The organism is Shewanella psychromarinicola, from assembly GCF_003855155.1.
GTDB classification, from domain to species: Bacteria; Pseudomonadota; Gammaproteobacteria; order Enterobacterales; family Shewanellaceae; genus Shewanella; species Shewanella psychromarinicola.
The window spans coordinates 812,557-834,485 of sequence record NZ_CP034073.1 but is presented as its reverse complement, the minus strand read 5'-3'; the positions used below and the strand labels follow the sequence as shown (position 1 = coordinate 834,485).

Genomic DNA, 21,929 nt, shown 5'->3' with positions numbered 1-21,929 from the left:
TATTTTTGAGTTCACGCACATTGATCGCGACATTTTCAGCGCGACATTTTCAGCACGACACCTTCATCAAGACATTGGAATAGCTGCGTCTTCATCAAGACATTGAAATAGCAGCGTCGTGATAGCTGAATTATGTAAGTTTAGCTGTATCGGCGTTTGCTGATTAACGGCAGCCATACTTGTGCTTTTAATCCACCTTGGGGACGGTTAGACAGTTTTACCTTGCCATGATGACGGTCAATAATGCGTTTAATAATGGCTAAGCCTAAACCAGAGCCAACACTGCCACGGGCTGAATCGCCTTGGGTAAAGGGTTGAAACAGTGCCTCAACTTTAGTTTCATCAATGCCTGGGCCATTATCTTCAACGCTAAAACAGACTGCATTACCTTGATGGTACGAGCTTATTTTTATCCAGCCATTACCATATCGAAAGGCATTCTCAACTAAATTACTCAACACCCGTTTAATGGCCACACTATCCATCGCGATGTCGGGACAGTCTGCTAACGACAATTCTATCGTCTCTTCGCGGTGCGATTCTTGTTGGCTAATTTCTTGTATTAGGCGGTTAATTTGATCTGGCTCGCGCACGCCTTCCTGGTCGTTACGAATGTAAGCAATAAATTGGTTAATAATTGCATCCATGTCTTCAATGTCGGTGACGATGCCCTCTTTTAAATACTGGTCATCGTCGACCATCATTTCAGACGCTAACCGAATACGAGTTAAGGGTGTACGCAAGTCGTGTGAAATACCAGCCATCAATAAGGCACGGTCTTGTTCAAGTTGCTTCATGCTGTTGGCCATTTGGTTAAAAGCATGGGTTACTTCAACAATTTCGGTTGAACCACTTAACGGCAGCATCGGCGGAAAATCGCCCTTTGATACGGCAAATGCCGCTTTTTGAAGTCTTTTTAACGGCCGGTTTTGCCGGCGGGCAAACAACCAGCCACCGGCGACACTGAGCGCGCCAATCACTAATAAATATAAGGTCAACGGCGATAGATCAGATTCGTTAATGCTGGTCAGCGGCACTTTTATCCACAAAGAAGGTGCTTGCGGTGGCTTAATCCATACATCGAGTTTGTCACCCTGCGAAAAACGCACTTCGGCTTCGCCGCCCAAATACACCGACATTTGCTCAGATAGAAAGCTATAATAAGTGGCTTGATTTAGTCCAGCGTCTTGAGCTTGTTTGAGGTTGTAAACCGTCATGCCATCGTCACGAACTTTGGCATTTAAGGCATCAACCATGGTGAGGTGTTCACGGCCAACATCGACACCATCAACAAATAAAATATTGATTTGGCGGGCAATCAGTTGGTTGATTTGCTCGTAACTGGGTTTGATAAAGTAAACGGCGACAGACCAGTAAGACACTAATTGATTAATCAGCAATAAGCTGCCAATCAACAATACCGTCTGACTAAAAGCGCTTCGGGGTAAAAAGCGTTGCCACCATTTTAACTTCAGTTTCATGGCTTACTTACGCGTGGTGCCGTCGGGTACAAATACGTAGCCAAGGCCCCACACAGTTTGAATATAGCGAGGGTTGGCGGCATCTTTTTCAATTAAACGACGTAGGCGTGATACCTGAACATCAATTGAACGCTCAAGAGCGGAATAATCACGACCTCTGGCAAGGTTCATTAACTTGTCACGAGACAAGGGTTCACGAGGATGGTTAACCAGCACTTTTAATACCGCAAATTCACCACTGGTGAGGGCAATACTCTCATCGCCATGAAACATTTCGCGGGTGGCAAGGTTTAGTGAAAATTCACCAAAGGCAATCACTTCTTCTTGCTGCGCTGGCGCACCAGGGACTTCGGCAATTTGACGCCGCATTACGGCTCTAATACGCGCGAGTAGTTCGCGCGGGTTAAACGGCTTAGGTAAGTAATCGTCTGCGCCGAGCTCGAGGCCGATAATGCGGTCGACTTCATCGCCTTTTGCGGTCAGCATCACAATCGGAATAGGGTTCTCTTGCTGGCGTAAACGGCGACAAATTGATAAACCGTCTTCACCGGGTAGCATCAGATCGAGTACTAAAAGATGAAAGTTTTCGCGCTCAAGTAATCTATCCATTTGTTCGGCATTGGCTGCACTACGAACTTGGAAGCCTTGCTCTATCAAGTAACGCTCTAATAATGAACGTAATCTCATATCGTCATCGACGACGAGAATCTTCGAGGTTTCTTGGCCCATGAAATATCCTTTTAACACTAAATTGATACCAGCTATGGTTCAGTATGAAGTGTAATGGCTTGAATTTGAATAGCTGATTGTGGCAGAAATTGTAACTAAATAGCTGTAAATGACGGTTTATCGTCTAAATCGGCGTTGATGGGCATTTACATTGTCATCTTCAACCGCAAACGATAGCGCCAATTGTTGACGAGTAAGGTGATAAAAAACGCTTGTCATGGTGTCGAATTGGCTAACGCTTTGTTGTGGAGGGTTATCAAAAATAGGCTCGATGAACAGTTGGTTTTGTTGACGTTCAAAGCGTCCCCATTGTAAATGTGTGTAATGAGGATTAGCTTGCGGGTCTTGGTGTAAGTTGATTTGCACCACAGCGTAGTAACCATTATCGAGTAGCACTAAGCTACTCAGCATAAACCTTGACAGCTCATGCCATACGCCATAAACGGATTGACTCGGGTAGATATGATATTGATATTGTTCATCGGCAACACTGTCGGCATTAGTGTCGATAGTGAATGCTAACTGTTGCCGTTGTGGCGTGAGCATTATTTGCAGTTTTAGATGGTTAATTTGATAAGCAACGAGGCCTTGTTGCTGATTATTGCTATAGCTTGGGATAAAGCGCACTCCTATTGGCTGGATGTCTATTTGCCCCCATTCTGCGACGCTGTTTTGCGGTTTAGTTAAGTTAAATTCCATGTATAAGTAACTGTGGTCGCGATTTAACTGTAATAGTGTTATTTGTTCTGGAGTATCGATTATCCAATTACCAAAAATGCTGTCTGTGGTTGTAGGCCGAGGTGATGGGGTCGCCTGCAGTGAGTTGACCGTGAGTACACTGCACCCGAATGCTAACAGCAGGACAAAGTTTTTTATGGTGTTAAGTGAAGGTGTTTTGCGCTGGCTGGTGCGCGACATGATAAACATAAGATCCCTTTATGTTTGCCTGTGCAGTTCAGTTTTATTTTTAGAACCGCGGGCGGTATTTTTGAGTCGTACTCAATTCTAGTTCTCAATTCTAGTACTCAATCGTAGTATTCAATTCCAGTATTCAATTCTAGTACTCAATCGTAGTAAAAAATGCTGATTAATCAAATAAAAAAAAGCCCACTGACCAAGAGGCCATGGGCTTGTTTGATAATGCTGCCTTATTAAGGCACCAATATTAGCCGTGCAGGTTGAGCAACTACTTGAAAATCCAATGCCATGGTCACGCTTAATGCCGTGATAGTCACAATGGAAAAGCCAAACACTTGCCTAGCCCAAGACTGCAGATTAATGTCGCGACGATAGCCTTTTAACGCCATAGTTAACCACCATAAACTCGTGGCGCAAGTGACAGCCATAAAGGCGATACCCGTGTAACCGGCCAAAGGTAACAGCGCACTCACTAATGCAAACACGGCAATGTAGAGCACAATATGTAATTTTGCTTTAGCCATGCCCTCAGCCACAGGTAACACCGGAATATTGGCTGCGGCATAGTCGTCAAAACGAAAAATTGCAATCGCGTATGAATGCGGCATTTGCCATAAGCTGAACATTAGCAGCAAAATAATGGCGCCTGTGTCCATTTGTCCGGTGACCGCACAATAACCGACAACCGGTGGCACCGCACCGGAGAAACTGCCCACTAAAGTGCCGTAAACCGAGTTGCGCTTCATGTATAGGCTGTACACGCCGACATAAACCACATAGCCGATAGCGGCAAACAATACCGCTAAGCTGTTGGTGAATATTGCTAGCATAGTAAAGCCAATGATCCCCAGACCAATGCCAAAGCTCAATACCGCTTGCACCGATATTTCACCTGTGACGGTGACTCGGTTGCGCGTTCGCTGCATTTTGGCGTCGATATCACGATCAATACAATTATTGATAGCGCAACCCGACGCCACCACCAATGACAGTCCTATCATAGTGGCAAGCATCAAGGTCCAATCAACGCTACCTTGAGCGGCGAGTAAAAAACCGCCGGCGACAGAAATTAAATTGCCCATGATGATGCCAGGCTTAGTAACCTGAACATATCCTCGCAAGCGTGAGGTTAATTGTGCTGACATAGATTGACCTTGATTATTGATGATAGCTGTCTGGTTGCATACTTTGGTTGCAGTGCTTTGACATTGCGCTAATGACATTGCGCTGTTTACATCATCAATTCGTTAGCTGCGGTGATAATCCACACAGATAAACCCACCACCATGACAATAATCAACGCAGTGAATAAGAACGAAAATGTATTAAGCTTACCTTTTTTAGAAAAATCTAAATGGAGGAAGTATTTTAAATGCACCACAATTTGCACTATGGCCATGACAACCACAATCCATAAGGTGGTTGCATGGTTAAAGTGGTGGGTCATCACTGACCAAAATGGAATAGCAGTTAAAATCACCGATAACACAAAGCCGACGATATAAGACTTAACGCTAGCGGCAAAATCACCTTCGGTGTGGCTTGAATGTGCATGACTCATCACAAGACTCCTAACAAATAAACGACGGTAAACACACACACCCAAACGATGTCTAAAAAGTGCCAAAATAAGCTTAAGCAGCTTAGGCGGGTAATACTGCGATGACCTAAACCTGTTGTTAGCACTTCGACCATCATGATCAGCATCCAAATTAAACCAGCAGTGACATGCAAACCATGCATGCCCACTAAAGCAAAAAATGCCGATAAAAAGGCGCTGCGATCTGGGCCATTACCGTGTTCAATCAGGTGACTGAATTCGGACACTTCCATAGCAATAAACGCACACCCTAGGGCGAAGGTGATCAGCAACCACACTAATGTGGCGACTTTCTTTTGGTGTTTAGCGCAAATCATGGCAAAGCCATAAGTAATACTACTGATCAACAGGGCGGCGGTTTCCATAAGCACGAAATCTAATTCGAAAATATCTTTACCGGACACACCACCATCGGTGTTCATGTACAAAACAGCATAAGTTGCAAAAACGGATGCGAACAAAATACAGTCGGTCATCAGATAAATCCAAAAACCGAATAAGGTGTTGCCGCTTGTATCATGATGTTCAACATGATGCTCAGCAGAGTGAGCCAGGTGTAAATCTGCTTGGATAGCAATACTCATTATCAGCCCCTTGCTACGTTATCTAAGTGTGCATTTTCAATCTGCGCGACTTGGTCTGGTTGCACGTAGTAGTCAATGTCGTTGTTGTAAGCACGGATCAAGAACAGCACAAACGTACCCGCAAACCCAACCATAGCTAACCACCAAATATGCCAAATTGCGGCAAACCCCACCGAGGTAATGGCCGCCGCCATCAAGATACCGCTGGCAGTGTTTCTGGGCATATGAATAGGTTGGTATGTTTTCTGGCGTTGATACGCTTCACCTTTTTCTTTCATATCGGTGAATGCATCAATGTCAGTTACTTGGGGTAACTGGGCAAAGTTATAGAACTGCGGTGGTGAAGAAGTTGACCACTCAAGCGTATGGCCATTCCATGGATCGCCAGTAGTATCTAAGTTTTGCTCACGGTCTCGGAAGCTGACATACAATTGTACAAACTGTAAAATGATGCCCGCGAGGATGATAAACGCGCCTACTACCGCAAAGTAAATCCACAAGTTCCATGCCGGGTTATCAGTGTGATTGATACGACGAGTCATACCCATAAAACCAAGCACATATAGCGGCATAAATGCGACATAGAAACCAATTTGCCAGCACCAGAATGATGCCCTGCCTAAACGTTCATTGAGGTGGAAGCCCATGGCTTTAGGAAACCAATAGGCAAAACCAGCCATGTAACCAAATACCGCTCCACCAATAATGGTGTTATGGAAATGAGCGATTAAAAATAAGCTGTTATGCAATACATAATCTGCGCCAGGTAATGCTAACAGTACTCCGGTCATGCCGCCTATGGTGAAGGTCACCATAAAGCCTAAAGACCACAATACTGGGACGGTAAAGCGTAAACGGCCGCGATAAATGGTAAATAACCAGTTAAACAGTTTTACCCCCGTCGGCACCGCAATCACCATGGTCATCACCCCAAAGAAGGCATTAACGTTAGCGCTCGACCCCATGGTAAAGAAATGGTGTAACCACACGATAAAGCCAAGCACAGAAATCGCACCCGTTGCCCACACCATTGAGGTGTAACCAAATAAGCGCTTCGAGGTGAAGGTTGAAAGCACTTCAGAGAAAATACCGAAGGCCGGTAATACCAAAATGTATACTTCAGGATGACCCCAAGCCCAAAACAGGTTGATGTACATCATGGCGTTACCGCCACCATCATTGGTAAAGAAGTGGAAATCTAAATAACGGTCTAAGGTTAATAAACCTAAAACAGCGGTTAAAATTGGGAACGACGCAACAATTAGCACGTTCGCCCAAGTACAGGCCCAAGTAAAAATGGGCATCTGCATTAGCTTCATGCCAGGCGCACGCATTTTTAACACGGTGGCGATAAAGTTCACCCCGGTTAAGGTTGTCCCTATCCCGGATATTTGCAAGGCCCAGATATAATAATCGACCCCCACCCCCGGACTGTACGCCAGCTCTGACAAGGGTGGGTAGGCTACCCAACCTGTTTTGGCAAACTCACCTAATCCAAGTGAGATATTGATTAATATCGCCCCAGATGCGGTGAGCCAAAAGCTTAGGTTGTTTAAGAAAGGGAACGCCACATCGCGAGCACCAATTTGCAACGGCACGACCAAGTTCATCAGACCAATCATAAATGGCATCGCCATAAAGATAATCATGATCACGCCATGGGCGGTGAAGATTTGGTCATAATGCTCAGGAGGCAAATAACCCGCCGCGCCATTGGTAGCCAGTGCTTGCTGGGTTCGCATCATAAGTGCGTCAGAGAAACCCCGGACCAGCATCACCATCGCTAGCACGATATACATAATACCAAGGCGCTTATGGTCAACCGAGGTTAACCAGTCGTGCCAAAGCACGCCCCATTTTTGATGCTTAGTGATTAAGGCCGCAATAACGATTCCAATAATGGCGACAGCCGCAAGGGTCACCATAATAATCGGTTCGTGATATGGAATTGACTCGAGTGTTAATTTTCCAAAAAATGGCATAATTATTCCGCCTCCCCAGAAGCAGTCGATGAATGCTCTGTGGTTGAGTGTGTAGAGGATGAATGTCCAGAATGATGTTCAACGTCCGTGTCAGTAATGTGTTCCATGTCTTGCATATGCTTGGCATGATCCCTACTCGACATCGATTCCATGTCGTTCATTTCTTCCATGGTGTCCATTGGTTTCATATTCGAATCTGGGTGCATGTACTGCATAACGATGTGGTTAAATATGCCATGTTGCACAGAGCCATAATATTGAACGGGATTATTTTCGCTCTTTTTAGCCAGTAGCTTGTACTGCTCAACATTCAAGCTGCTACCTTGCTGTTTTACCTTAGCCACCCAGGCATCAAAATCGCCAATGGTTGGCGTCGCAATGGCCTTAAACTTCATCCCAGAAAACCCTGCACCACTGTAGTTAGCTGAAATACCATTGAAAGTGCCAGGTTCATTCGCGATAAGATGTAGCTTGGTCGCCATACCGGCCATTGAGTAAATTTGGCTGCCCAACTGCGGAATGAAAAATGAGTTCATTGCCGTGTCTGAAGTGATGTTGAAATTAACTGGCACATTGGCAGGAAAGGCCAATTCATTAACTGATGCAATGCCATATTCTGGATAGATAAACAACCATTTCCAGTCTAGTGACACCACTTCAACCGTCACCGGCTTAGCGGGATGATCGAGAGGCTTATAAGGGTCTAAATCGTGAGTCGAATTCCAAGTGATAACACCAAGAATGACCACGATAATAATCGGTATGACCCACACCACGATTTCAATGGTGGTTGAGTGTGCCCATTTGGGCGCATAGATTTCTTGGTCGCGGCCATCGCGGTATTTCCATGCAAAATATAACGTCATGAAAATTACCGGAATAACCACAATCAGCATCAGTAAAGTCGCCACAATAATGAGATGTTTCTCATCCATGCCTACTTGACCTTTGGGATCCAGTACGCCGCCTTCACAACCGGCTAGCATAAAAGCTAATGCTGCCAGTGCTGGTTTACTTAAATGTCGAATTAACAAAGGAAGATTCCTCTAACCTTAAAAGCTTACTACGCTACCAATGGGGGGATCGGCAGTTGCAGAATAATCGTCACACGCCAATAGCGGCGTCAAAAAGCTTAACTAAATCAGTAGCGAGTGATTTGGCTTGCGTTTTAAGGCGGTATTGAGCGAATGATGTATGTTGAGTGAAAACTTAAGCTGATAGAGGAGGAGCGCGGCAACCGTGAGCCGTATATTCAAGGGGTTTTGGGACAATAACCGACAAGGCACTTAACCCATTGCTAAGTGCAAGAAGATGACAAAATGTAGAGTTGAGATGAAATAAACGCCAAAATTGCTCGATCACCAATGGATTAAATATTAATAAGCCCAGTAAACTTACGCCCAGGACTTCAGCTAATACGGTATCCGCAATGGCAATAAATTCAGTAATATCGATGAAGTGCCCCATCGACAGAGAAAAAGAATCAGCTAAAGGTTGCAGCAACAGTAATCCGAAACACAAGGTTAAATGTGTTTTACTCAATTTGGACAACCTTGCGATGCGATTAAGCGGTTTAACAAGGAATTGGCAAAGGGTTAGTTTCAAGAAACGTTTTCAACCGAGCTCAAAGGAGTGGGTAGTTAAATCAACAGATCCAACTGGCAATTTCATTAGCTGCAGAGTAACAACAAGGGACTATTAATTGAAAGTAAATTACGGTAGGGGAGCCGTGGGATTATTAAATAAATCTTAACTAGAACAATGTTTACACTATTCGTTTACAAAATTAACCAAGCGGTCATGATTTGAGGTCGCAATAACCACAAAAGTGTGACCGGCCGCACCTAACTTGGGCGGGTTAGTGTGATGATAGCGGTATTGTTTTGTGATTACTTTCACCACCAAAGCGCTCTATTTGATGTTAGTAAGCTAGTTTATCTGTGCATTATCTATTCAGATCAACAAGGATAATAGCGTTGAATGGCGGCTTAATATTGGCGTATTTATTCTGTATGCGATTCTGGCCAATACTTATCTGAACTGTGGGTGATTAGGTTTAGAGTGTAGTGGGAAAAAATCTGATAATATTCACTAAATCAGATGATTAGCCATGCGCGTTTTTTCTGTTCTATTGAAGTAAATGCCCATGGGGACTATACAAATATTATAAATTAGGGACGTTAGGGTAATGATGCAAAGTTCATTTATTGTTAACTTTTGGGAAGTGGTATTTCGATATTTGGGCAAAATATCGTTCTTTAATTTTGTTCGATGGATGTTTCCTAAAGCGAAAACGGGCTTTTTCTCAGAGGTTTGGGCTCTTTCTCATGTGTTTCTTTCAATCGCGTCAGTTCCAGCCGTCCTATATATTAAAAACGATATAATTAGTTTTTGTATCGCGATTTATGCGCTATTGCGAGTGTTCGAAGTGGTTATTTATCAAATAAATGTGCTGTTATTTGACGAGTATCGAGCGATCAAATCGGGAGGTTCATACGCATTACACGGTTATCGTCGTATGATAATTCTTCTTATTCAGAATTACTTTGAAATTATATTCTGGTTTGCAGCTCAATACATATTTTTTCAGGATATGTTTGGTTTTACCGTTGCAGGATCTCAAGAAAGCATTTTAGGGGCGATATATACTAGCTTTGTTGTTATGACTAGTTTTGGGTTTTATAACGTCACTCCTCTTGGCGTACTGGCTTACACTCTTGTTATTGGCCAGGCAATGATTGGGCTTTTTATGACGCTTCTAAGTTTAGCGAGGTTCATTGGTTTAATCCCGAACCCCAAATCTATGGATCAAACAGAGCAGTAATACTTACCTTAGGCTTAATGTTATGTTTAAAATTTGAGGCGTTATTGTGAGTAGACTTAATTCTTTCACTGCACGCTTTGATATTACCCTATTATCCAAGCGCCAATGGCGGGTGTATCCACGGCGCAATTGGCCGCCGCTGTATCGAATGCCGCGGCCTTGGATCATTGGGGATTGGTGCGAGTTCAGTAGCGCAAGCTCAACAGTCGATTAGTGAAACACGCTTGCTTACCAATGCGCCGTTTAATGTGAATGTATTTTGTCATGCACCGGCGCAGCGTGATGCAATAAAAGAACATGCTTGGTTACATCATCTTGCTGACTTATTTGTAGTGTGCAGTGCATAAACGCCAACCCAAATTGACGAAATTGATAACAGTTTTGTCGACGATGAAGCCATGTTCAAGATGTAGCTTAATGAACGTCCTGCGGTGATGAGTTTTCATTTTGGCTTGCCATCATGTGAAAAAATTAGCGCCCTAAAGCAAGCCGGTATTTATACCATCGCCACAGCAACCCATTTACAAAAAGCACAGTATATTCAGTAGATGGGGTTTATTGACACTTAATTATATTCAAGATATACCAATGAGACAAAAAATCAGCGTACGTTTAAAGGACTGATTACTGTACCGATAACGGTCGGTATTTTATTTGTTCAAGAGATAAACCAACAACAATGATTCAGGCATGAGTGTGTAATGACATTAATTGTTGTTGGTTTAGCGCTGCTTAAAACGTGTAATCGAAGTTGTAGCGCATACCGACCATTATCTGGTCATTGGTTTCACGGTATTCATAATCTTTTACTTGATACTCGATAAAGGTTCTAAATTTCGGTGTTTTATGCCATTCGAGTGTCGTGTTATATGCATTATAGTTCCCAGAGCTGATATCGTTGCCACCATCATCGAATTTCGACACTCCCAGTTTAATTTTATAGGTTTCATTGATGAAGTAGCTTGCGACTACATCCAGCGTTGAACCATCGACGTTGTCTTTTTCTATGTTTTGATAAGCTGCCGCTAGGTAAAGAGATTCGAAGCTTTTTGCGATGGTTACACCTAGCGTGTTTTCATCTTTATCGTCTTCTAATTCCTTGTTGTAAAACGCCGCGGCAATATAGATTAGGTCGCTTTTGTAACGGACACCGGCGTTGACAAAATCACTTCCGCCACTGCCTTTGTTACCATCGAATTGGGCATCAGCTGAAAATAATATATCGCCGAATTGTTTGCGATAGGTCACTAGATTATTCAGTCTAAATGGACCCGCACTGTCATAGGCGATGGGTGTGCCTGAACGATTAAAAATATCAACGGGGTTGGAAATAATTTCCTGTGTGACAGCTTGCTTACCAATAGCAACTCGGCCCAAAGATCCCTTTATTCCTACATAGGCTTTTCGTGCATCGCCAAAGTCGCCGTCATTCTTTATATCGACCTTAAACTCACCTTTAGCAAAGGCCGTTAGGCCGTCGCCTAATTGTTGCTCTGTCGCAAAACCAATCCGTGAGCTGGCATCGTTAACATCCCACACATCGTCTGAATTGGTGTGGGTAAGACCGAACGTGGGACGTAAAGTACCATAAACAGTAAACTGAGTATTTGAGGGAGTAGATGCCTGACTTTCTTGCGCTTCGAGCATGGCGAGTCTGTGTTGAATTTGTTGTAATTCAGTTCGTAACTCGTCGTTAGTCTCTGTGTTGTTATTGGATTGGACTGCGAAAGTCGGCGCGGCAAAGCTTAACATCAGCACTGCTGATGTTAGTTTGAACTGTTTCATTTGTGTTCCTTACATAACAACTACGAGCACTCTGTTAATCAGTTTTATTGCCGATGCAACAGCACTGCAAGTAGTAAGGATGTGCACTTGTGATAGTGCTTGAGTAGGGGAGCCTAGCTAAAATGCCAAGGCCCCTCATGTCGGCTGCTGGCAGATGGGGAGGCCTGTCAGCAATTTTGGCGTTGTGTCACCCTTATCAATCCAGCCAAACCACAACGGGATATTGATTAAAGGGGGCTTAAGGTTAGAGTATTGTCGAGGCCATTTTTCGGCGTAAATAGGCAATTTGCTTCATATGAGGTAGATCTTTAGGGCAGTTATCTTGGCAGCCTAACAGTGTCATACAACCGAATACGCCATCTTGATTTCCTATAACATGGTAGAAATCATCCGCGCTGCGGTTGTCTCTGCTATCCATTTCGAAACGGGCAATTTTCATCAGACCTACCGCGCCTACAAAGGTTTCACGCATTTGTTTTGTGGCACATGCGGAGACGCAGACACCACATTCGACACAGCGCTCCAGCTCATAAATCCGCGCAGCTTCTTCGGGCGCCATTGGATTTTCAAGGCGGTGCATGTCTTGGTCATCGGATTTAGGATGCAGCCATAGCTTTAATCTTTCGGCTAATTCACGCATAAATTTACCCGTGTTTACGGACAAGTCGCCAATCAGTTCGAAGCCGGGCAGGGGCATTAAGGTGATTTCACCGTCAGGATAATTCGCCGTTAAGGTTCGACAGGCAAGCGTTGGCAAGCCATTAATCACCATGGCGCAACTACCACAAATACCCGCTCGGCAGACAAAGTCGAACTGTAACGAGCTATCTTGTTGTTCGCGCAGTTGATTCAATGCGATAAACACTGTCATACCATCTGTTTCTGTCAACTGATAACGTTCCATCTTTGGCTTGTCTTGGTCATCTTGCGGATCGAAACGGAAGATATTAAAGCTGATTTGACGGCTCATAATGGTTTATTTCCTACTGGTTGAGATGGCGTGACCGCTAAAGTATCGCTAAGACGCTCATTGGATGGCTGTAGATGGCTAGGTAGCGTATATGGCATCAGGGCTTGTTGCAGCGTCTCTCTATCTGGGTTGCCGCCTAGCTCTGCGATTACCTTGCTTATCTCTTGGTTCCGTTTTTCAGTATCCGGATGGGCGATAGTGTTATCGTTGCCGTAACCACGGTATCCCGGTGGTAACTCCATTTTCATCACATCTAGGTTTTCGTAATGCAATACGGGTTCCAGTGACTCGGCATCTGGCCAAGTGGCCAGTGTTCGGTTGAGCCAATCTTTATCATTACGTTGTGGGTAATCTTCCCTCGAATGGGCTCCTCGGCTTTCTGTGCGGGCTGCGGCTCCACAGGCGACCGTTAAGGCTACTCGCAACATTCTGGTGACGCGCAGAGCTTCAACCAATTCGGGATTTGAATGACGTTTTTTACACTTAAGGCCAAGATTTTTTGTGCGAACAAGTAATGCTTTAAGCTCTTTGATGGCCTTTTCTAGCTCGGGACCATTTCGGAAAATACCGACATAGTCCATCATGACCCGCTGCATTTCTTTCTTTAATTGGAAGGGATTCTCTGTGCCGTTACCATCGACTAAATTATCGATCTCGTTTTGTAATTTATCGATAAATTGTTGGGTGAGAGCAGTATCAATTTCTAAGGAATTTTGTTGACAAAAATCCGCTACATATTGGCCGATGATCATGCCACCCACTACGGTTTCTGCAACAGAATTACCACCTAAACGATTGAAACCATGCATATCCCAACATGCGGCTTCTCCGACACTGAATAGTCCCTTAAGTTGTGGGCTTTCACCTGTGGCATTGGTACGGACTCCGCCCATGGAATAATGCTGGGTTGGTCTAACAGGGATCCACTCTTTACAGGGATCAATTCCGAGAAAATATTCACAAATTTCTTTTACTTCGCGCAAATTGGTTTCAATATGCTCACGCCCTAGAATGGTAATATCTAGCCAGAGGTGTGGACCGTAAGGACTGTCGTCACCCTTACCTTTGCGCATATGTTCCGTCATGCGGCGTGATACCACATCTCGGGAGGCGAGTTCTTTTTTTTCAGGCTCGTAGTCTGGCATAAAGCGATGACCGTCTTTATCGCGTAATATGCCGCCGTCACCACGACAACCTTCAGTGGTAAGGATCCCCGCGGGGACGATTGCCGTGGGATGAAACTGTACCGCTTCCATATTGCCTAAGGTCGCGACACCTGTGTCGAGTGCTAACGCTTGACCGATACCTTCGCAAATGGTGGCATTGGTTGAAATTTCATAAATTTTGCCGTAACCGCCAGTGGCAATCGTGGTTGATTTGGCCACATAGGCGCGCAGCTCACCCGTCACTAAACAACGTGCTATTACTCCTTGGCAACGCTTACCGTCATGGATCAATGACAGGGCTTCAATCCGTTCGTGTACCGGAATACCCATAGATATCGCTTGGTTATCTACCGCATACAGTAATGAGTGACCTGTACCATCGGCGGTATAACAGGTTCGCCATTTTTCGGTGCCGCCAAAATCACGGGCATTGATGAGGCCATGGGCCTCCTTGGCTTCATGTAGGGTCACCTTTTTCGCGTTCATGATCACATCGCGCGGACCAGCAGAAACTCTAGACCAAGGCACTCCCCAGTTAGTCATTTCACGTATAGCTTTGGGTGCGCAGTGGGCAAACATACGTGCCACATCCTGGTCACAGCTCCAGTCAGAACCTTTTACCGTGTCCTGAAAGTGTATGTCTTCGTTGTCACCCATACCTTTAACTGTGTTGCCAAGGCTCGCTTGCATTCCGCCTTGAGCTGCCGCTGAATGTGAACGCTTTGCGGGAATGAGCGATAATACCAGTGTATCTAGGCCTTGCTCTTTGGTGGCAATTGCGACTCTAAGGCCCGCTAGTCCTGCACCAATAACTAATGAGTCTGTATAAATAAGTTTCAAATCAGCTCCTTATCTAATAATTTAGATAATATGTATGGATTTATCATTGCACTCCCCTACGATAGATGTGATGCACCTACCGTTAGAGGATGATCTGTGTGTTAGTTTCGCCTTGCGAAAAGGAATGGGTGCGCCCATATCGTTATTTGTTATGGCTGTTTGTTGCCATGCAATCACACTTAGCGTCACCCTTAGCATGTCTATTACTTAGGCATAAATGGCTGTACTGGATGTAATAATTCACTGCCAATAGAGATGTAAGTAATTAGACTTAATGAGCCTAAACAGAGTAAATAGATGATCAAAATCTGAGCTATTTTGCGGATGAGGGGACGGTTACTGCTTATTCCCCATTTTAATATCACGCGGTATAACCCAATGATGCCATGTACTAATACGACCGGAAGGAAGACGATATATAAGAGCCAAGCGTGGCCATCATAGACTCGTTCGGCCGAGAGGTGTGGACCAATTTCAGGATTCAAAATCATAGTCCCAAGGTGCGCGGATACTAAGAAAAATAACACGAACCCAGTGATCATCTGCCAGTACCATGCTCGAGTATCTTTATGTTTTATATTGGACATAAAGCCACGCAGTGCCCGCCATTGACCTATTTGCACCGGAAAACGACGTAATGCCAGTGCTGCGTGAACGACAACTAACACTAAAATAAAGACCGAAAAGATTTGTGTCACTATCTGGAAGCCATGCCCCGTAGAACTAAACATGCTACCTTCCAGTAACTGCACGACATGAAAGAAGGTTTCTTTGCCTAATAAAATGCTTGCCTCAAAATGCATATGCACTAATAAGAAAGCGCCCAGTAAAATACCGGCCAAACTTTGTAAACCGTCGGCTCTCGCCGACCAAGCTTGCCCAAATGGTCCGCCATTTATGGCGGTTGGAACACGCGTTTTTGTTGACATTAATTCACCACTTAAAAGGTTTGTCATGATGTAATTGCGCAAGCATTACGCCAAAACAAAGTCTATAGATACAGATTAAAATAAGCGGGTTAATCCAGTTGTTGGCATTAGCCCGTCAATTATTTTGCTTTAAATTGAGCTATAAAACCATGCCGCCAAACAAGAAAGCTAACGCGACACTGGTAGCAATGGTCACCACTCCTGGGATCAGGAATGGGTGGTTAAATACAGCTTTACCAATTCGAGTCGAACCGGTGTCATCCATCTCGACAGCAGCCAGTAGTGTTGGATAGGTAGGTAATACAAACAACGCACTTACCGCAGCGAAAGAGGCAATAGCAGTCAAAGGACTTACACCAATAGCTAAGGCTGCAGGCATCAGCGCTTTAGTTGTGGCCCCTTGTGAATAGAGCAGCATAGAAGCGAAGAATAGGGTTACCGACAATAACCAAGGCTGATTTTGCAATAAAGTACCGGCAAAACCTTTGATTTCATCAATATGATTAGAAACAAAAGTATCGCCTAACCACGCAACGCCCAACACACAGACACAGGCAGACATACCTGATTTAAAGGTGGCAGCATTCGATATTTTGCTTGCGTCTAATTTACAAATAATCGTAATAGCTGCAGCTGCAGTTAGCATTATCACCATGATGGCTGAGTTGCGAGGCAAAACAGGATCAACAATTAATCCCACTTTTTCCGAAATTGCAGTGGCATAAATCATCACGGTCGCAATCGCTGTCAAAAAAATCACTACTGAACGTTTAGCACCGTCTTTAATATTAATTTGGGTTTTACCGCGTTTTTTGATTAATCCTTTGGCCAAACGATCTTGGTAGACAGGATCTTCCGCGAGTGGTTTACCCATTACATTGGCTATGACGGCCCCGACCATACAGGCGATAAAAGTTGAAGGGATACATATGGCTAGGAGTACTAAATAATCCACTCCAAAGGGTTCTAGGATGCCCGAGAAGAACACAACTGCCGCCGAAATAGGTGAGGCGGTAATGGCGACTTGAGATGCTACAACTGCAATAGAGAGAGGGCGAGATGGACGTATACCTTGCTCTTTTGCCACTTCGGCAATAACAGGTAAGGTTGAAAATGCTGTGTGACCCGTTCCCGCAAAGAGTGTCATAAAGTAAGTGACGACAGGTGCCAGAAAGGTGATTTGTTTTGGATGTTTACGTAATAACTTCTCTGCTAGTGAGACGAGATAGTCCATCCCACCCGATTCTTGCATGGCTGCAATGGCGGTGATTACCGACATAATGATTAGGATCACATCAATCGGTATAGTCCCCGGTGTCAGTCCAAGTCCCATTGTCAGTATCAGTACCCCGAGACCGCCAGCAAAGCCGATCCCCATGCTACCCATTCTTGCACCTAGGTAAATCGACCCAAGTACAATAATTATTTCTAATATAATCATAGCGTTAACTCTGTTTTGTTGTTAATTGCCAATGTATCTCTAAGTGTCAGTTATACACAGGCTTATTGTTGAATAATCGAGTTTGGGCTGAGGAGGATCCCCCAGCCCCACTGAGTTACACTTTGGTTTTGCTCGTATTTCGTTTAGCCTGAAACTTAGGATGCATCAGATTTTCAACCGAGAGAATTTCATCTAGTTCTTCAACGGTTAATAAACCGCGCTCTAACACCACTTCGCGAACATTTTTACCCGTTTGGGCGCAAATTTTGCCGATAATGTCACCTTCATGGTGGCCGATAATTGGGTTAAGGTAAGTCACGATACCGATGGAGTTCATCACATGGTTCATACAGATTTCTGGGTTGGCAGTGATCCCTTCAACACACTTCTCGCGCAGCGTGACACAGGCATTCCCCATAAGACTGAGTGACTCAAACATCGCCTGACCAATGACAGGTTCCATTACGTTAAGTTGTAATTGGCCCGCTTCGGCGGCCATAGTAATAGTGATATCGTTACCGACAACCTTAAAGGCGACCTGATTAACGACCTCTGGGATTACAGGGTTGACCTTGGCGGGCATGATAGATGAACCCGCTTGCAACTCAGGTAAATTGATCTCTTTGAGACCGGTACGTGGACCCGACGAAAGCAAGCGCAAATCATTACAGATTTTGGACATTTTAATAGCCATACGCTTAATAGCACTGTGTAGCATGACGTAGGCGCCACAATCCGATGTCGCTTCAATCAAATCTTCCGCTGGCACATAGTTGCGTCCAGTTATTTCCGCCAGACGTTTAATGGCCAGTGAGGAGTAACCTTCTGGGGTATTAAGACCCGTACCAATGGCCGTTGCGCCTAAATTCACTTCGAGTAATAATTCTTGGCAACGCTTGATGGATTTAATCTCTTCTCGCAGCGTGACAGCAAAGGCATGAAACTCTTGGCCTAATGTCATAGGCACTGCGTCTTGTAACTGAGTGCGGCCCATTTTTAAGACGGTCTCAAATTCTTTGGTTTTAGTATCAAAAGCACTGATGAGATCGGTTAATGCGTCTAGTAGGGTATCAGTGCTGTTGATCACTGCAATTCTAAAACCCGTTGGATAAGCATCATTAGTGGATTGGCACTTATTAACATGGTCATTAGGATTGATGACATCATAACGGCCTTTTTCTAGCCCCATGAGTTCTAATGCTACGTTGGCTAATACCTCATTGGTATTCATGTTCACCGAAGTTCCAGCGCCACCCTGATAAACATCGACTGGGAATTGATCGACGAATCGCCCTGTTGTGAGGATCAGATCGCAGGCTTCAATAATCTTATCGGCGATTTCGGGGTTAACGACACCCAATTCGCTATTAGCCATGGCAGCCGCTTTTTTTGTCAGCATCATGCCTCGAACTAATTCAGGGACATCGGAAATTTTTTGATTACTTAGTTTAAAGTTTTCGATGGCACGTAATGTGTGTATTCCGTAATAGAATTCATTGGAAACTTCTTTATTACCCAATAAGTCTTCTTCGATCCGTACGTTATTAGTATCTTTCATTTCGGTCCTATTAAATCTAGTTAATAGTAAGATATATTTTCGACCTTAGAGTTGGGGATGTGTATATAAATTTAAGTTACACATGAAAATTACTCTTCGAAAACATAAAGGAGAATCGTCTCCTTAACTATTGAATTGAAGATTACTCTTTTAGAGGTAGCTCAATATCGATGAAGATCACTTAAACGCCAGAAATGGAAGGTTTTTTTTAGTTGTTAGATAAATATCTCAACTAGATAAGTTTGTGTGAGCTATTACGTCTTGATATAAATTAGATAATATTTTGTTATTTTATTTATTAACTTGTGAAATAGTTATCCAAAGTTTTATTAAATAAATAGCCGTATAAAGTTACACTTTATTAATTAACGAATTTTATTTTAATCCATTAGATATTTTTAATAAAGAGTAGGTTAATCAAGATGTATTTGAGGTTTAATAAATAGATCGTGTTATTCAAATGTTGATATTTAATGCAAGTCTATTAGGTTTGCATAATAAAGGATAGATTAATCAATATATATATATTTTAGTGTTAATCTATCAAACGTTGTTATTTAATGCTGACCTATCAGGTTTGCTTAATAAATAATAGGTTAATCGAAATATATTTTTTAGTAATAAATAATCAGCGGTGTTACTCGAATGTTGTTGTTTAATAAAAACTTATTAGGCTTGCTTAATAAAGGATAGATGAACAAGTATATATTTTATTTGTATTAACCAATCAGCGGTGTTACTGATATGTTGTTATTTAATGAAGGTCTATTAGGTTTGTTTAATAAATAATAGATTCATCAATATATATTTTTTAGTATTAACCAATCAACGGTGTTACTCGGATGTTGTTATTTAATGCCGGTCTATTAGATTTTTTTAATAAAGAAAATATTAATTAAATTGGTATTATAAGGTTAATCATCCTACTATGTTACCTTAGCGTTAATATTGAATGTTATTAGTAATTTTTAGTAAAGAACAGATAAGTTAATTTGTATTTAATTATTAATAAATTAAATTTTTTGCTCCAATATTGTTATTCTATTTTAGTGAGAACTGTCACAGTGATACTTAAATAATAGTGCAAACTGTGGGGCGTTTATAATGAATAAAAGGATACAAAGATGAAATTTTCTATGCGTAAGCTCTTGCTTTCAGTCACCTTGGGGTTATTTATCTCCTCTGCGGCGCAGGCACTTCCACAGGTACACATTATTGCCACTGGTGGGACTATTGCTGGGGTGGGCCAGTCGGCCACTGAGTCTACTTATCAGTCTGGAGAGGTGGGGGTTAATAGTTTAATTGCGGCTGTGCCAGAGATGAAACAACTTGCCGATATCCAAGGTGAGCAACTGGTTAAAATCGGTTCACAGGACATGAACGATAAAGTTTGGCTAGCTTTAGCCAAGCGGATTAATATTTTACTGGCCGATAAAAGTGTCGACGGCATCGTCATTACCCACGGTACCGACACCTTAGAAGAAACCGCCTATTTTTTGAATCTAACTGTTAAGAGCGATAAGCCTGTCGTACTCGTTGGTGCAATGCGTCCATCAACCGCGATGAGTGCCGATGGTCCGATGAATCTTTATAACGCGGTTGCCATCGCTGCTAACCCTGAATCTAAAGGCCGAGGTGTTTTAGTCGTAATGAACGATACCGTACTTAACGCCCGCGATGTGACTAAGACTAATACTACCGGAGTGCACACCTTTGCCGCGCCTAATTTTGGTCCACTTGGCGTCCTTCATAACAGTAAGGTTGAATACATGGGCAACACTGAGCGTAAACATACGACTCAAACGCCTTTTGATATCAGTAAACTCGACAAGCTACCAAAGGTAGGCATCGTTTATAACTACGCTAATGCCAGTGATTTACCCGCCAAAGTTATGGTTGAAGCGGGATTTGATGGCATAGTGAGTGCTGGTGTGGGTAACGGTAACATGTACCACTCTATATTCGACACGTTAGCTCAGGCGAGTAAAAAAGGGATTTTAGTTGTTCGCTCTAGCCGCGTACCAACGGGTGCTACGACTCTTGATGCCGAGATAGATGATGACAAATATGGCTTTATCGCTGCAGGCAATCTTAATCCACAAAAAGCCCGTATTCTGTTGATGCTATCTTTAACCCAAAGCAAAGATCCTCAACAAATTCAGCGTTGGTTCCAGACGTTTTAGGCGCTAATTTATGTGATTAGCACTAAATTTCATCGACTATGTTATCAAGCCAGCGGCCACTCCGACTGGCTTTTTTATGTGCTACATTTTGATTTTTATCAACATCACAGTCGTGGCGCCGAACAAAGAACATCCGTGCAGTTTAGTTTATCTTGGGGCATTCTAGAGTGGATACCGGCAAAGATCTGTACTATCTAAACGCTTTGGGTTAGAGAACATGTTCTGGCTCATTGCTGTCTAAAATCATATTGCTGTCTAAAACCATATTGATTTTGGCTTGTACTTGATAATGTAATCGAATTGTATTGCATATATATCATTAATTTAGGTTAAGCGCTGCCACACATAAAAGCGCACGTTAATAACGATTAACGTGCGCTTTTATTGCTAATGAATCTTGTGCATATAATAAAATAATCACATGGTTTCTATTTATATTTGTCCTATTTATATGGGAGCTATTTATATTAGTTATATTTATATTACTCCTAACGACATTGTGCCACTAAAGTCTTTATTTTAAATAGGTTAGCTGCATGTAAGATGCTATAGATGAGTCATTTCATTTAGGGTAAAAGATGAAATAGCACCATCGACGGCACTTCTATGCTCAAGAATGTGAACACTGCTCAGGTGTTGCTGCCAAAGCGCTCGACTTTCCCATATTTCATAGAATACAAATACGCTAGGTTTTTCGTTGTCTTGGTGTAAGTGATATTGAATACAGCCCGTTTCTTTTAACGTGGGTTCAATTAGCTTTAATAGCTCAGCTTTAACCCGTTCGACTTTGTCGTTGTTAGCTTCAATTCTTGCTACGATTGTCAATTTATTGCTCATATTTATTTACCTAAATAGACGTTTATACACTGTCGGAATAGACACTCATTGGGAGGCCCGTGAGTGAATCCTTCACTGAAAATAGACTTGTTATTGAGGCTT

The 21,929-nt window shown here is 43.1% G+C and carries 20 protein-coding genes; 4 read left to right on the top strand and 16 right to left on the bottom strand.

Features of this window, described 5'->3' with window-relative positions; genetic code table 11:
• Positions 1-140 precede the first annotated feature (140 nt).
• The 9 genes from envZ to EGC80_RS03490 form a co-directional block, all read right to left on the bottom strand.
• Positions 141-1,475: a two-component system sensor histidine kinase EnvZ gene (gene envZ / locus EGC80_RS03530; RefSeq protein ID WP_101034768.1), complete on the bottom strand. Its 1,335-nt coding sequence runs from the start codon at positions 1,473-1,475 to the stop codon at positions 141-143.
• A gap of 9 nt (positions 1,476-1,484) precedes the next feature.
• Positions 1,485-2,210, bottom strand: a complete 726-nt coding sequence (ompR, locus tag EGC80_RS03525) for an osmolarity response regulator transcription factor OmpR (RefSeq protein ID WP_101033213.1) — start codon at positions 2,208-2,210, stop codon at positions 1,485-1,487.
• A gap of 117 nt (positions 2,211-2,327) precedes the next feature.
• Positions 2,328-3,128, bottom strand: a complete 801-nt coding sequence (locus tag EGC80_RS03520; RefSeq protein WP_124012757.1) for a hypothetical protein — start codon at positions 3,126-3,128, stop codon at positions 2,328-2,330.
• 233 nt (positions 3,129-3,361) lie between these two features.
• A complete protein-coding gene (cyoE, locus tag EGC80_RS03515) occupies positions 3,362-4,294 on the bottom strand; it encodes a heme o synthase (protein ID WP_372491447.1) in 933 nt (310 codons plus the stop codon).
• 65 nt (positions 4,295-4,359) lie between these two features.
• Positions 4,360-4,689 carry a cytochrome o ubiquinol oxidase subunit IV gene (cyoD, locus tag EGC80_RS03510; RefSeq protein WP_206191842.1) on the bottom strand — a complete coding sequence of 110 codons (330 nt, stop codon included), beginning with the start codon at positions 4,687-4,689 and terminating at the stop codon, positions 4,360-4,362.
• Positions 4,689-5,312, bottom strand: a complete 624-nt coding sequence (gene cyoC, locus EGC80_RS03505) for a cytochrome o ubiquinol oxidase subunit III (RefSeq protein WP_101033210.1) — start codon at positions 5,310-5,312, stop codon at positions 4,689-4,691. Before cyoC ends, cyoD begins: the two co-directional genes overlap by 1 nt.
• Before the next feature lie 2 nt (positions 5,313-5,314).
• Positions 5,315-7,294, bottom strand: coding sequence for a cytochrome o ubiquinol oxidase subunit I (cyoB, locus tag EGC80_RS03500; protein WP_101033209.1), 1,980 nt, complete (start codon positions 7,292-7,294; stop codon positions 5,315-5,317).
• 2 nt (positions 7,295-7,296) lie between these two features.
• Positions 7,297-8,328 (bottom strand): ubiquinol oxidase subunit II, encoded by a 1,032-nt coding sequence (gene cyoA / locus EGC80_RS03495; protein WP_124012755.1) that lies wholly within the window; start codon positions 8,326-8,328, stop codon positions 7,297-7,299.
• A 175-nt stretch (positions 8,329-8,503) separates the two neighbouring features.
• Entirely contained in the window at positions 8,504-8,836 is a 333-nt protein-coding gene (locus tag EGC80_RS03490; RefSeq protein ID WP_101033207.1) for a hypothetical protein, read from the bottom strand.
• Between the two features lie 646 nt (positions 8,837-9,482).
• Here EGC80_RS03490 and EGC80_RS03485 point away from each other — a divergent pair.
• The 3 genes from EGC80_RS03485 (at position 9,483) to EGC80_RS22620 (ending at position 10,666) form a co-directional block, all read left to right on the top strand.
• Positions 9,483-10,118 carry a hypothetical protein gene (locus EGC80_RS03485; protein ID WP_101033206.1) on the top strand — a complete coding sequence of 212 codons (636 nt, stop codon included), beginning with the start codon at positions 9,483-9,485 and terminating at the stop codon, positions 10,116-10,118.
• A gap of 77 nt (positions 10,119-10,195) precedes the next feature.
• Complete coding sequence (locus tag EGC80_RS03480) at positions 10,196-10,465, top strand: hypothetical protein (protein ID WP_124012754.1); 270 nt, start codon at positions 10,196-10,198, stop codon at positions 10,463-10,465.
• Positions 10,466-10,552: 87 nt separating this feature from the next.
• The gene (locus tag EGC80_RS22620; RefSeq protein ID WP_232772100.1) at positions 10,553-10,666 is read left to right on the top strand and encodes a nitronate monooxygenase; all 114 of its coding nucleotides are present in this window, start codon (positions 10,553-10,555) and stop codon (positions 10,664-10,666) included.
• A 184-nt stretch (positions 10,667-10,850) separates the two neighbouring features.
• Here the strand turns inward: EGC80_RS22620 and EGC80_RS03475 are convergent, their stop codons facing one another.
• The 6 genes from EGC80_RS03475 to aspA all read right to left on the bottom strand — a co-directional run bounded on the left by EGC80_RS03475 (position 10,851) and on the right by aspA (position 18,807).
• The gene (locus tag EGC80_RS03475) at positions 10,851-11,903 is read right to left on the bottom strand and encodes a porin (protein WP_124012753.1); all 1,053 of its coding nucleotides are present in this window, start codon (positions 11,901-11,903) and stop codon (positions 10,851-10,853) included.
• A gap of 244 nt (positions 11,904-12,147) precedes the next feature.
• Positions 12,148-12,873, bottom strand: a complete 726-nt coding sequence (locus EGC80_RS03470; RefSeq protein ID WP_124012752.1) for a fumarate reductase iron-sulfur subunit — start codon at positions 12,871-12,873, stop codon at positions 12,148-12,150.
• On the bottom strand, positions 12,870-14,879 hold the full coding sequence (locus EGC80_RS03465) for a fumarate reductase flavoprotein subunit (protein ID WP_124012751.1): 2,010 nt from the start codon (positions 14,877-14,879) through the stop codon (positions 12,870-12,872). The genes EGC80_RS03470 and EGC80_RS03465 overlap by 4 nt, the downstream gene beginning before the upstream one ends.
• A 203-nt stretch (positions 14,880-15,082) precedes the next feature.
• On the bottom strand, positions 15,083-15,808 hold the full coding sequence (locus tag EGC80_RS03460) for a fumarate reductase cytochrome b subunit (RefSeq protein WP_124012750.1): 726 nt from the start codon (positions 15,806-15,808) through the stop codon (positions 15,083-15,085).
• Between the two features lie 139 nt (positions 15,809-15,947).
• Positions 15,948-17,249, bottom strand: a complete 1,302-nt coding sequence (locus EGC80_RS03455) for an anaerobic C4-dicarboxylate transporter (protein WP_124012749.1) — start codon at positions 17,247-17,249, stop codon at positions 15,948-15,950.
• A 115-nt stretch (positions 17,250-17,364) separates the two neighbouring features.
• Positions 17,365-18,807, bottom strand: coding sequence for an aspartate ammonia-lyase (gene aspA / locus EGC80_RS03450; protein WP_124012748.1), 1,443 nt, complete (start codon positions 18,805-18,807; stop codon positions 17,365-17,367).
• Between the two features lie 1,124 nt (positions 18,808-19,931).
• Between aspA and ansB the strand changes: the two genes are divergently transcribed.
• Complete coding sequence (gene ansB, locus EGC80_RS03445; protein ID WP_101033199.1) at positions 19,932-20,990, top strand: L-asparaginase 2; 1,059 nt, start codon at positions 19,932-19,934, stop codon at positions 20,988-20,990.
• Between the two features lie 546 nt (positions 20,991-21,536).
• On the opposite strand, the gene EGC80_RS03440 is transcribed toward ansB, so the two are convergent.
• A complete protein-coding gene (locus tag EGC80_RS03440; protein WP_124012747.1) occupies positions 21,537-21,827 on the bottom strand; it encodes a putative quinol monooxygenase in 291 nt (96 codons plus the stop codon).
• Between the last annotated feature and the right edge of the window lie 102 nt (positions 21,828-21,929).

What these genes read in the sequence shown, in the direction of transcription:
- ompR (WP_101033213.1), bottom strand. Translation starts at nt 2,210, where the DNA reads ATGGGCCAAGAAACCTCGAAGATTCTCGTCGTCGATGACGATATGAGA.
- EGC80_RS03520 (WP_124012757.1), bottom strand. Translation starts at nt 3,128, where the DNA reads ATGTCGCGCACCAGCCAGCGCAAAACACCTTCACTTAACACCATAAAA.
- cyoD (WP_206191842.1), bottom strand. Translation starts at nt 4,689, where the DNA reads ATGAGTCATGCACATTCAAGCCACACCGAAGGTGATTTTGCCGCTAGC.
- cyoC (WP_101033210.1), bottom strand. Translation starts at nt 5,312, where the DNA reads ATGAGTATTGCTATCCAAGCAGATTTACACCTGGCTCACTCTGCTGAG.
- cyoB (WP_101033209.1), bottom strand. Translation starts at nt 7,294, where the DNA reads ATGCCATTTTTTGGAAAATTAACACTCGAGTCAATTCCATATCACGAA.
- EGC80_RS03485 (WP_101033206.1), top strand. Translation starts at nt 9,483, where the DNA reads ATGATGCAAAGTTCATTTATTGTTAACTTTTGGGAAGTGGTATTTCGA.
- EGC80_RS22620 (WP_232772100.1), top strand. Translation starts at nt 10,553, where the DNA reads ATGAGTTTTCATTTTGGCTTGCCATCATGTGAAAAAATTAGCGCCCTA.
- EGC80_RS03475 (WP_124012753.1), bottom strand. Translation starts at nt 11,903, where the DNA reads ATGAAACAGTTCAAACTAACATCAGCAGTGCTGATGTTAAGCTTTGCC.
- EGC80_RS03470 (WP_124012752.1), bottom strand. Translation starts at nt 12,873, where the DNA reads ATGAGCCGTCAAATCAGCTTTAATATCTTCCGTTTCGATCCGCAAGAT.
- EGC80_RS03460 (WP_124012750.1), bottom strand. Translation starts at nt 15,808, where the DNA reads ATGTCAACAAAAACGCGTGTTCCAACCGCCATAAATGGCGGACCATTT.
- EGC80_RS03455 (WP_124012749.1), bottom strand. Translation starts at nt 17,249, where the DNA reads ATGATTATATTAGAAATAATTATTGTACTTGGGTCGATTTACCTAGGT.
- aspA (WP_124012748.1), bottom strand. Translation starts at nt 18,807, where the DNA reads ATGAAAGATACTAATAACGTACGGATCGAAGAAGACTTATTGGGTAAT.
- ansB (WP_101033199.1), top strand. Translation starts at nt 19,932, where the DNA reads ATGAAATTTTCTATGCGTAAGCTCTTGCTTTCAGTCACCTTGGGGTTA.
- EGC80_RS03440 (WP_124012747.1), bottom strand. Translation starts at nt 21,827, where the DNA reads ATGAGCAATAAATTGACAATCGTAGCAAGAATTGAAGCTAACAACGAC.